Raw genomic sequence first — 10,081 nt, 5'->3', positions numbered from 1 at the left:
GGGTGGGTGACGGCGGCCGCCTCGGACGGATGCTCGACCAGTTCGGCGGTAGCGGACCTCATCCCGTTGGGAGCGGTCAGCGCAAGTCGACGCGGCGCGGTCCGCGGCTCAGGGACAGCCAGCCCAGGAACCGGGCGTGAAGCGCTCGCGGGTCAGGACGAACGCCGAGGGAGTACAGGTCGTCGACCGCGTCTTGCATTTGCGCTGCCAGATAGAACGCCAGGGCGATCGAATGGCCGTAGAACTCGGTCGCGAGGTGAAGCTGAGCCGGCGCGCACGGCCAGGGAGCGGCGCAGTTACGGCAGAGCCACGCTGGACGCATCGGGTGGTGCGGACGAGGGCGGCGGGTCATCCGATCCTCACCCGACTGCGCATGACGGGCGCGCGGGTGGTTGGGCGACGGGCCGCCGGGGCGGGCGTTTCCAGCCAGATCAGGCCTGCGGGCATCACGAACAGGGACCGGCGCGCGACCGCATCACCATTAGCGGCCAGCTCGTAACCGTCGATCCACAGCCACCCGTCGTACGTCGGCCAGTCGAGAACGCGAACTACCCGAACGAAGATCGGGTGCAGGAACTGCACACTCGCGGCGTGGGTCAGGTGCAGGACGTCAGCCGTGTGCGGCTTCCGCGGTTCTGGCCTCGGCTTGGATTTCCGATCGGGCGGCTCATCCGGCACGGCGCTCTCCCCTCGTCGTCACTGTGGAAGGGGGCCGCCCCGTGCGTGCTCGCCCGCGGAGATCTTGGACAGTTTCCGTTACGCGAGAACGGAAACTGTCCAAGATCTCGGCAGGTCAGGGGCGGCCCCGATACGAACGCGTCCGCCGGGTTCCGTGATCCCTACCGGCCGCGCCGTCTGATCCCACCTTGCGGCCAGTGACGGGACAAGAACAGCCCGTAGCGATATGGTCGCGAGACATTCCGCGCATCCGATGGGGGGAAGTCGTGAACGATGCGTTACGCGCCGCGCTGGCCGAGACGGGGCACTCGATTGAGTCCCTGGCAGGGTTGGTCGGGGTCGATCGGAAGACGGTCGCGCGCTGGCTGAACCACGACCACATTCCCCACCCTCGGCACCGCGAGGCGGCGGCGAGTGCGCTCCGACGGCCCATAGGGGACATCTGGCCGGACACTTCAAGACGCCGCGAGCCAATTTGGTTCCGACCATGGCAAGAGATCGAGCGCGAGGCGATCTCGCTGCGGTCGTTTCAGTCGACAGTCCTCCCCGGCCTGCTCCAGACCGAGGCATACGCTCGCGCCGTGCTCGCCGGAGCCGACGTCATCGCCCGCAGTGACGTCGAGCGGCACCTAGCCTCACGACTCGCTCGGCAGAGCATCCTGACCCGTGAGGACCCGCCACACTTCACCGCCGTTGTTGACGAAGCCGTGCTGCGGCGGCCAGTCGGCGGACGAACCACCATGCGCGAGCAGGTGCAGGCCCTCATCACCGCGTGCGTGGCTCCGCACGTCCGCGTGCACATCGTCCCCTCGACCGTCGGTGCGTACGCTGGCCTGAACGGTCCCTTCGTGATCGCAGTGGGGCCCGAGCATCGGGTTGCCGGCTACCTCGACAATCAGCTTCAGGGACAAGTCGTTACCGGTGCCGAGGACATAGCGGCGATGCTGGCCGCGTGGGAGAACGTACGCGGCGAGGCGTTGTCCCACTGGCAATCCGTCGACCTACTCACGGAGATGGCGAAGACATGGAACTGACCGGCGCGCGGTGGCGTAAGAGCACCCGCAGCAGCGGCAACGGCGGCGACTGCGTCGAGGTTGCGGACAACCTGCCTGGCATCGTTGGTGTGCGGGACTCGAAGGACCCGGCAGGGCCGGCGTTGGTCTTCGGGCCCACGGCTTGGCGGGCGTTCGTCAGTATGGCGAAGGCACACGGCCCGGCCTGACCAGCATTGATGCAAAGGCCCTCGGCTCCTAAGCCCTAGGAGAGCGCCGGGGGCCTTTCGCGTGTCCGGGGTCAAGCACGCCGCCAGGCAGCGCAAGCGCGGCCAGATGGACCACGCCGACCGTTCTCGACGGTCCCCGGCTCCACCGCGGCGGAGCCGCGGTGACTTCGCTCGGGCTGAGAGGTACGAGCCGGACGCTTTGGAGCTGAATCGCTGACGACATCAGCGTCGGTCGCCGCTTATAATGTGGGAAAACTGTCTCAAAATATGGGAGACGACGATGAGCGTGACGGACGTTTTCGACGCGGTGGCCGGCACCTACGACGAGGCGCGCCGGCGACTGATTCCCTGCTTCGACGCCTTTTACGGCACGGCCGTCCAGGTGGCCGCGCCGCCGTTGCGCGCCGCGCTCGCCGCCGGGCGTACCCCGGAGGTGTTGGATCTGGGCGCGGGCACCGGCCTGCTCTCGCTGCTGCTCTCCGCCGCGGTGCCCGGAGTCCGGCTGACCCTGGTGGACGGAGCCCCGGCGATGCTCGCCCGTGCCACAGACCAGTTGGACGCGCGGTCCGTGCCACACCGCACGGTCCGGGCCGACCTGGCCGACGAGCTGCCGCCCGGCCGGTACGACGCGGTGGTCAGCGCCCTGGCGATCCACCACCTGGACGACGCCGGCAAGCGGGCGCTCTACCGGCGTGCGGCCGCCGCGCTGGCGCCGGGCGGGGTGTTCGTCAATGCCGAGCAGGTCGCCGGGCCGACCCCGGAGCTGGACCGGCGCTACGACGAGGTGTGGATGCAGCGGATCACCGAGTTGGGCGCGTCCCCCGAGGAGATCGCCGGTTCCCGAGGGCGGATGCGACATGACCGGCCGGCGACCGTGGCGGACCAGTGCCGGTGGCTCGCCGAGGCGGGCCTGGTCGACGTCGACTGCTACTTCAAGGAGTGGCGCTTCGCGGTGTTCGGTGGTCGGGCCGGGTAAGCCCCGGCGGAATGTACGTTTCGCCGCCCGAGGGCGAGCCGGTGAACGCGGGGATGACTGATGGTCACACCGTTGGGTAATCTGCTCGGCATGACTGCCAAGGTGACTCTCTCGTTCACGGACGAGACGATCGAGGAGGCGCGGCGGTTCGCCAAGCGTGAAGGCCTGTCGCTCTCCGCGTGGATGGACCAGGCCGCCCGGGAGAAGGCGCTGCGCGAGGTCTTCACCGCGCACGCCGCCGCCGTGGGCCGCGCCGGCCTTGACCTGGAGTCCGCCGCCCTCGCCGACGCCCGCGAGGTGGGCATGGTCAACGACCTGTTCTCCGGCGGACGGCCGCGTGCTGCGTAGGGGTGAGATCTGGCGCATCGAGGGCGCCCGGGAACGCCTCGGCCTCGTGATCAGCTCGGACGTCTACAACTCCACCGACGTGCCCATCGTGATCGTGGTCGAGGTGGTCGAGGAGTCGCTCCTGCGGGACTCCCCGCTCGCCGTGTCGATGGGCCGGTACGTGGTGATGCCCGACCGGATCTCCTCGCCCATGAAGAAGTGGTTCACCGAGTGCGTGGACGTCGCCGACACCGACACCATGCTCCGGGTCGGCCGCGCGCTGCGCATCCTCCAGCAGGTCTGACCGCCCCCGGGTGGCGTGCTCACCATCGCCGCCGACCGGTGGTGCGATCCCCGTTTCCGGCCCGACCCGCGACGGGCACTGCCAGGTAACCGGGCGTTCCTAGCGTTTCCCCTCGTCACACCGACGAGGAGGAGCCGCCGTGAGCACGCTCACCAGCACCGTAGTCACCGCCGAGCCGCCTGCCGTCACCGGTCGCCGGCAACCGCTGCACGACTGGCGCCCCGAGGACCCGGACTTCTGGCAGACCACCGGCGCGCCGATCGCCCGGCGCAACCTCTGGGTCTCGATCTTCGCGGAGCACGTCGGCTTCTCGGTGTGGAGTCTCTGGTCGGTCACCGTGCTCTTCCTCGGCCCCGCGTACGGCATCGACCCGGCCGGGAAGTTCCTGCTCACCGCCGTGCCGGCCGCACTGGGCGCGGTGCTGCGGCTGCCGTACACGCTGGCGGTGGCCCGCTTCGGCGGACGACGCTGGACGATGATCAGCGCACTGCTGTTGCTGGTGCCCGCGGTTCCGATGACGGTGCTACTGGAACCCGGGGTCTCCTACACCACCCTGATGGTGCTCGCCTGCCTCACCGGTGTCGGTGGCGGCAACTTCGCCTCCTCGATGGCGAACATCAACCTGTTCTACCCGCAGCGGCTCAAGGGACGGGCGCTCGGGCTCAACGCCGGTGGCGGCAACCTGGGCGTACCCGCCGTGCAGTTGGTCGGCCTGGCGGTCCTCGCCACTGCGGGTGCCGCGTACCCCCGGTTGGTGCCGGCGGTCTACCTGCCGCTGATCGTGCTGGCCGCGCTGGCGGCGGCCCGCTGGCTGGACACCGTGCCCGGGGCGCGCAACGAGCCGGGCGCGTTGCGCGAGGCGGCCCGCGACCCGCACACCTGGGTCATGTCGCTGCTGTACATCGGCACCTTCGGCTCGTTCATCGGCTTCGGCTTCGCCTTCGGTCAGGTGCTCCAGCTCCAGTTCGCCGAGCGGTTCCCCACCCCGGTCGACGCCGCCTGGCTGACCTTCCTGGGCCCGTTGGTCGGCTCGCTGATCCGGCCGCTGGGTGGGCATCTCGCCGACCGGTTGGGCGGGGCCCGGGTCACCTTCTGGAACTTCGTGGCGATGGCGGCCGGCGCGAGCACCGTGCTGTACGCGGCCCGGGAGCGATCGTTCGGGCTCTACCTGACCGGGTTCCTCGCCCTCTTCGTCTTCTCCGGCGTCGGCAACGGCTCCACGTACAAGATGATCCCGGCGATCTTCCGGGCCCGGGCGGCGGACGCGGTGGACGCGGGACGCCTCGACCCGGAGGCCGCCGCGCGGTGGGCCCGGCGGATGACCGGCGCGTTGATCGGCATCGCGGGCGCGATCGGCGCCTCCGGTGGGGTGCTGGTCAACATCGCGTTCCGCCAGTCGTTCCTCAGCTCGGGCAACGCCGACGCCGCCTACCTGGCCTTCATCGGCTGGTACGCGTTGTGTTTCGCGATCACCTGGGTGGTTTATCGTCGTCCGCGACCCGGTCGACTCGCCAACGTGTGAGCTGAGCCACCCTCGGCGCGTCGCCGCGCGGCACCGCACCCCCGTTTTGACCTGCGGACGGGGCGCCGGGTATCGTTGCCTGCTGTTGTACGACATCCAGAGGCGTGCCCTTTCAGGTACGCTTGGTCGTTCGTGCGCGCTGGTCCGGCCTGCTAGATCTGGTCACCTCGGCGCGCGACCCCAGACCGACGACGAGACAAGGTAGACCTGTGCGTACGTACAGCCCGAAGCCGGGTGAGATCGAGCGTCAGTGGCACGTCATCGACGCCTCTGATGTCGTGCTGGGCCGCCTGGCCACCCACGCCGCCACGTTGCTGCGTGGTAAGCACAAGCCGACTTTCGCGCCGCACGTCGACACGGGCGACTTTGTCGTCATCGTGAACGCGGGCAAGGTTGCGCTGACCGGCAACAAGCGCCAGACCAAGGTCGCTTACCGCCACTCCGGTTACCCGGGTGGTCTGAAGCAGATCGGCTACGACGAGCTGCTGACCAAGCGTCCCGAGCGAGCCATCGAGCTGGCTGTGAAGGGGATGCTCCCGCACAACAAGCTCGGCCGTCAGCTGATCAAGAAGCTGAAGGTCTACGCCGGTGCCGAGCACCCGCACCTCGCGCAGCAGCCGGTGCCGTTCGAGATCAAGCAGATCGCGCAGTGAGCGCGGGCGAAGGAAGCAGCATGACCGACATCATCGAGACCGAGGTCGCCCCGGAAGCCCCTGAGGCCACCGAGGCGCCGGCGCCCGTCGCCCGCGCGCCTCGTGGTGACCGGCCGATCCAGACCGTGGGCCGCCGCAAGGAGGCCATCGTCCGGGTCCGCATCGTCCCGGGCACCGGCAAGATCACCTGCAACGGCCAGGACCTCGAGGCGTACTTCCCGAGCAAGGTGCACCAGCAGCTCATCAAGGACCCGCTGGTCACCGCCGAGAAGCTCGAGCAGTTCGACGTGATCGCCAACCTGCGTGGCGGCGGCACCACCGGCCAGGCCGGTGCGCTCCGGCTGGGCATCGCCCGCGCGCTGATCATCAACGAGCCGGACGACCGCCCGGCTCTGAAGAAGGCCGGCTTCCTCACCCGTGACGCCCGGGTCAAGGAGAGCAAGAAGTACGGCCTCAAGAAGGCCCGTAAGGCTCCCCAGTACTCGAAGCGCTGATCTTTCCCAGCGCGTTGTACTTCTGACGGACGGCCGGTCCGCCTCCCCCTCGTCGGGGGGAGGTGGGTCGGCCGTTCCGCTTTCTCCTCACAGGCAGTGCTCATTCGGAGGTTGGCGGGTATGGGTCGGTTGTTCGGCACGGACGGCGTACGCGGGCGGGCAAACGCGGATCTCACCCCGGAGTTGGCGCTGGCGCTCGCGGTGGCCGCGGCGCACACACTGGCCGAGACGGACCGCAGCCATCCGCCGCTCGCCGTCGTCGGCCGGGACACCCGCGCCAGCGGCGAGATGCTGGAGGCCGCCGTGGTCGCCGGGCTGACCAGCGCCGGCGCCAACGTGGTGCGGGTCGGGGTGCTGCCCACCCCCGCGGTGGCGTTCCTCACCGCCGAGGCCAAGGCCGACCTGGGTGTGATGCTCTCCGCGTCACACAACCCGATGCCGGACAACGGCATCAAGCTCTTCGCCGCCGGTGGGCACAAGCTGCCCGACGAGATCGAGATGCAGATCGAGGCGGCCGTCGAGACGAACGCCACCACCGCCTGGGACCGGCCGACCGGCGCCGGTGTCGGCCGGGTGCACGACCTGCTCGACGGCGCCGACCACTACGTCCAGCACCTGGTGGGCACCGTTCCGCACCGGCTCGACGGGATCAAGGTCGTGGTCGACTGCGCCAACGGCGCCGCCGCCGAGGTCGCCCCCGTCGCCTACCGGGAGGCCGGCGCGGAGGTCATCGCCATCCACGCGGAGCCCGACGGGCTGAACATCAACGACGACTGTGGCTCCAACCACATCGAGGCGCTGCGCGCCGCCGTGGTCGAGCACGGCGCCCACCTGGGCATCGCCCACGACGGCGACGCCGACCGCTGCCTGGCGGTCACCGCCGACGGCGACGAGGTGGACGGCGACCAGGTCATGGCGATCCTCGCGCTGGCCATGCGGGACGCCGGCACGCTCACCCAGGACACCCTGGTGGCCACCGTGATGAGCAACCTCGGGCTGCGGCTCGCGATGTCCGCGCAGGGCATCCGCCTGATCGAGACCAAGGTCGGCGACCGGTATGTGCTGGAGGAGTTGCGCGCCTCCGGGCTGGCGCTCGGCGGGGAGCAGAGCGGCCACATCGTCATGCCCGCGCACGCCACCACCGGCGACGGGGTGCTCACCGGCCTGCACCTGATGGCTCGGATGGCGGCCACCGGTCAGTCCCTCGCCGAGCTGGCCTCGGTGGTCACCAAGCTGCCCCAGGTGCTGATCAACGTGCCGGTCGGCGACCGGACCGTCGGCGCCGCCGCGCCCGCCGTACGCGCCGAGGTCGAGCGGGCCGAGGCGGAGCTGGGGGAGACCGGCCGGGTGCTGCTGCGCCCGTCGGGCACCGAGCCGCTGGTCCGGGTCATGGTCGAGGCGGCCACCGAGGCGACCGCCCGTGAGGTCGCCGAGCGGATCGCCGAGCTGGTCCGCACCGCGAGCCCCGTCGGATAGGACAGTTCGAGGCTGTGGAGCTGAACCGTTTACGGCATCAGCTCCACAGTTCGACGCCAGCGGAAAGGGGCTCAGCGGCTGGGGCTCAGCGTCAGCCGCTCGGGCTCAGCGCGCGTAGCCGGGTGACCGCCTCGGTCAGCACCTCGGGGCGCTTGCAGAAGGCGAACCGGACCAGCCGCCGGCCCGCGTCGATGTCGTCGTAGAAAACCTGGGTGGGCACCGCCACCACACCGCAGCGCTCCGGCAACGAGCGGCAGAACTCCACCCCGTCGCGGCCGCCGAGGGCGGTGATGTCGGCGGTGACGAAGTACGTCCCCTCCGAGTTGAGCACCTCGAACCCGGCGTCGGTGAGGCCACCGACGAGCTGGTCACGCCGCCGCTGGAGACTGTCCCGGAAGCCTGTGTAGTAGTCGTCCGGCAGAGCCAGCGCCACGGCCACCGCCGGTTGCAACGGCGCGGCGTTGACGAAGGTGAGGAACTGCTTCACCCGGAGCACCGCCGAGACCAGGGCCGCCGGGCCGCTCGCCCAACCGACCTTCCACCCCGTGCAGGAGAACGTCTTGCCGGCCGACGAGATGCGCAGCGTCCGCTCACGCATCCCCGGTAGGGCGGCCAGCGGAACGTGCCGGCTCGCCGCGTCCGTGAAGACCAGGTGCTCGTACACCTCGTCGGTGACCGCGTACGCGCCGAACTCCTGGCACAACTCGGCGACCTGCGCCAACTCGGCCGGGGTGAAGACCTTGCCGGTCGGGTTGTGCGGTGAGTTCAGCAGCACCAGCCGGGTGCGCGGGCCGAACGCCGCGCGCAGCGCCGCCGGGTCGAAGGCGTACCGGCCGTCGGCCGTGGGACGCAACGTCACCGGCCGGCGGACCGCGCCGGCCAGCGCGATCGAGGCGGCGTACGAGTCGTAGTACGGCTCGAAGCAGACCACCTCGTCACCCGGTTCGCAGAGAGCGAGGATGCTCGCCGCGACCGCCTCGGTCGCGCCCGCCGTGATCACGATCTCGCCGTCCGGGTCGTACGCCAGGTCGTGGAACCGCCGCTGATGCGCCGCGACGGCCGCGCGCAGGGCGGGGATCCCCGGGCCGGGCGGGTACTGGTTCTGCCCGCCGCGCAGCGCCTCGGCGGCGGCGGCCAGCATCTCCGGCGGGCCGTCGGTGTCGGGGAAGCCCTGGCCGAGGTTGACCGCGCCGGTGCGTACGGCGAGGGCGGACATCTCGGCGAAGATCGTCGTGCCGAACGGCCGCATCCGGGCCACCAGCGGGTCGACATCGGTGCTCGTCGTCACCTGCGCCAGCCTACGGCCACCTGCCGCCAGAACCCCAGCCTCACTCCTGCGCGCAACTGGTCGCCCAGTATCCCCGAGTCTTGTTGACGACCGGCTTGCCGGCGCCGGTGACCGTGACGGTGCAGTCGAGCGGTTTCTCACCCTCATCGTCGACCCACCTGGCCTCCACCATGACCCGGCTCTTGCCGTTGGTGCGGATGGTGGTGCGCCAAGGCAGCTTCTGGCCGTCGACGTGGATGAGGTCGCTCTCGGCGTCGAAGTACGCGAGGTCGACCGCGCCTGTTCCGGTGACCTCGTAGACCACCGTCACCGGGGCCGGCCCTGAGGTCGGTCGCATGATCGGCTGCTTGCTGGGGGTGGGTGCCACGCTGGGCCGTTCGGTGCTGGGCCGCTCCGGGATGAGCGGCCCGTCACTCGGTGCGGTCCAGCCGTCGTCGTCGGAATAGCCCCACGGTTCCTCGCCGACCGAGTCCGGGTTGGTCCGGTCGAGCAACAGGCCACCCACACAGAGGCAGCCACACACGAGTAGGACGAGTGCCACGACGACCGCGACGACGATCCCGACGACCCGCCCGCTGCTCGTGGCCGGCTTGCCGGGAACCTGCGGATACCCGGGGTAGGCGTACGGCGGCGGATAGCCGGGCGGCGGCCATCCGGTGCCGGGCGGCGGCCAGCCAGCGGCCGGTGGCTGCCCGTCGGGCGTGGGCCACCCCGCTGGCGGTGGCGATCCGACCGACGGCGGACCGGAGGCGTCGGGCGACCACGGGGGCGTCTGCTGGTCGGGCGTCCACGGCGCCGCGGGCGGCTGGGGCGTCCACTGGGTGGCGGGCGGGGCCGGCTGCCAGGGCGCGGCCGGAGGAGGTGGCGGCCACGGCGACGGTGTCCATGGGGTCGGCGGCGCCCACGGCTGGCCCGGGGCCAGCGGGTCGGGGGGTGGAAACGGAGCCGTGGACGGTGGCGCCGTCGGATCCGGTGGGGAGGCGGAGGAGGCCGGGTCCGGAGCGGACGAGGGAGATGGGTCGGGCGACGGGGCGTCGGACATGGCTGCTCCGGGCGGGAGTGGGTATGGGACGAACGGGCCGTGGACGGGAGCGCCGAACCCGCCGAGAGACTGTCGTACCCGAAGGCGTGCCGCAACCCC

The 10,081-nt window shown here is 70.8% G+C and carries 12 protein-coding genes; 9 read left to right on the top strand and 3 right to left on the bottom strand.

Going from position 1 to position 10,081, the window contains the following annotated elements; all coding sequences use genetic code 11:
* Positions 1-348: 348 nt before the first annotated feature.
* On the bottom strand, positions 349-678 hold the full coding sequence (locus ACIBD9_RS13945; RefSeq protein WP_396717488.1) for a hypothetical protein: 330 nt from the start codon (positions 676-678) through the stop codon (positions 349-351).
* Positions 679-944: 266 nt separating this feature from the next.
* On the opposite strand from ACIBD9_RS13945, the gene ACIBD9_RS13940 reads away from it, so the two are divergent.
* The 9 genes from ACIBD9_RS13940 to glmM all read left to right on the top strand — a co-directional run bounded on the left by ACIBD9_RS13940 (position 945) and on the right by glmM (position 7,652).
* Positions 945-1,712 (top strand): helix-turn-helix domain-containing protein, encoded by a 768-nt coding sequence (locus ACIBD9_RS13940; protein ID WP_387169405.1) that lies wholly within the window; start codon positions 945-947, stop codon positions 1,710-1,712.
* Positions 1,703-1,900: a DUF397 domain-containing protein gene (locus ACIBD9_RS13935; RefSeq protein ID WP_396717485.1), complete on the top strand. Its 198-nt coding sequence runs from the start codon at positions 1,703-1,705 to the stop codon at positions 1,898-1,900. The genes ACIBD9_RS13940 and ACIBD9_RS13935 overlap by 10 nt, the downstream gene beginning before the upstream one ends.
* Positions 1,901-2,180: 280 nt before the next feature.
* Positions 2,181-2,876: a class I SAM-dependent methyltransferase gene (locus tag ACIBD9_RS13930; RefSeq protein ID WP_396717483.1), complete on the top strand. Its 696-nt coding sequence runs from the start codon at positions 2,181-2,183 to the stop codon at positions 2,874-2,876.
* 60 nt (positions 2,877-2,936) lie between these two features.
* Entirely contained in the window at positions 2,937-3,224 is a 288-nt protein-coding gene (locus ACIBD9_RS13925) for a DUF6364 family protein (RefSeq protein ID WP_238658986.1), read from the top strand.
* Positions 3,214-3,507, top strand: a complete 294-nt coding sequence (locus tag ACIBD9_RS13920) for a type II toxin-antitoxin system PemK/MazF family toxin (RefSeq protein ID WP_238658988.1) — start codon at positions 3,214-3,216, stop codon at positions 3,505-3,507. Before ACIBD9_RS13925 ends, ACIBD9_RS13920 begins: the two co-directional genes overlap by 11 nt.
* A gap of 139 nt (positions 3,508-3,646) precedes the next feature.
* Positions 3,647-5,029, top strand: a complete 1,383-nt coding sequence (locus ACIBD9_RS13915) for a nitrate/nitrite transporter (RefSeq protein ID WP_396717478.1) — start codon at positions 3,647-3,649, stop codon at positions 5,027-5,029.
* 209 nt (positions 5,030-5,238) lie between these two features.
* The gene (rplM, locus tag ACIBD9_RS13910) at positions 5,239-5,682 is read left to right on the top strand and encodes a 50S ribosomal protein L13 (RefSeq protein WP_053653864.1); all 444 of its coding nucleotides are present in this window, start codon (positions 5,239-5,241) and stop codon (positions 5,680-5,682) included.
* Between the two features lie 20 nt (positions 5,683-5,702).
* On the top strand, positions 5,703-6,176 hold the full coding sequence (gene rpsI / locus ACIBD9_RS13905) for a 30S ribosomal protein S9 (protein WP_112626216.1): 474 nt from the start codon (positions 5,703-5,705) through the stop codon (positions 6,174-6,176).
* A gap of 120 nt (positions 6,177-6,296) precedes the next feature.
* On the top strand, positions 6,297-7,652 hold the full coding sequence (gene glmM / locus ACIBD9_RS13900; protein WP_238658990.1) for a phosphoglucosamine mutase: 1,356 nt from the start codon (positions 6,297-6,299) through the stop codon (positions 7,650-7,652).
* Between the two features lie 91 nt (positions 7,653-7,743).
* Here the strand turns inward: glmM and ACIBD9_RS13895 are convergent, their stop codons facing one another.
* Both ACIBD9_RS13895 and ACIBD9_RS13890 read right to left on the bottom strand, forming a co-directional pair.
* The gene (locus ACIBD9_RS13895; RefSeq protein WP_396717475.1) at positions 7,744-8,940 is read right to left on the bottom strand and encodes a pyridoxal phosphate-dependent aminotransferase; all 1,197 of its coding nucleotides are present in this window, start codon (positions 8,938-8,940) and stop codon (positions 7,744-7,746) included.
* 40 nt (positions 8,941-8,980) lie between these two features.
* Positions 8,981-9,481 (bottom strand): MmpS family transport accessory protein, encoded by a 501-nt coding sequence (locus ACIBD9_RS13890; protein ID WP_396717473.1) that lies wholly within the window; start codon positions 9,479-9,481, stop codon positions 8,981-8,983.
* Positions 9,482-10,081 lie beyond the last annotated feature (600 nt).

Source organism: Micromonospora sp. NPDC050784 (genome assembly GCF_044456765.1).
Taxonomy (GTDB): Bacteria; Actinomycetota; Actinomycetes; order Mycobacteriales; family Micromonosporaceae; genus Micromonospora; species Micromonospora foliorum.
The sequence above is the reverse complement of the archived record's forward strand: the minus strand, read 5'-3'. Positions and strand labels throughout refer to the sequence as shown.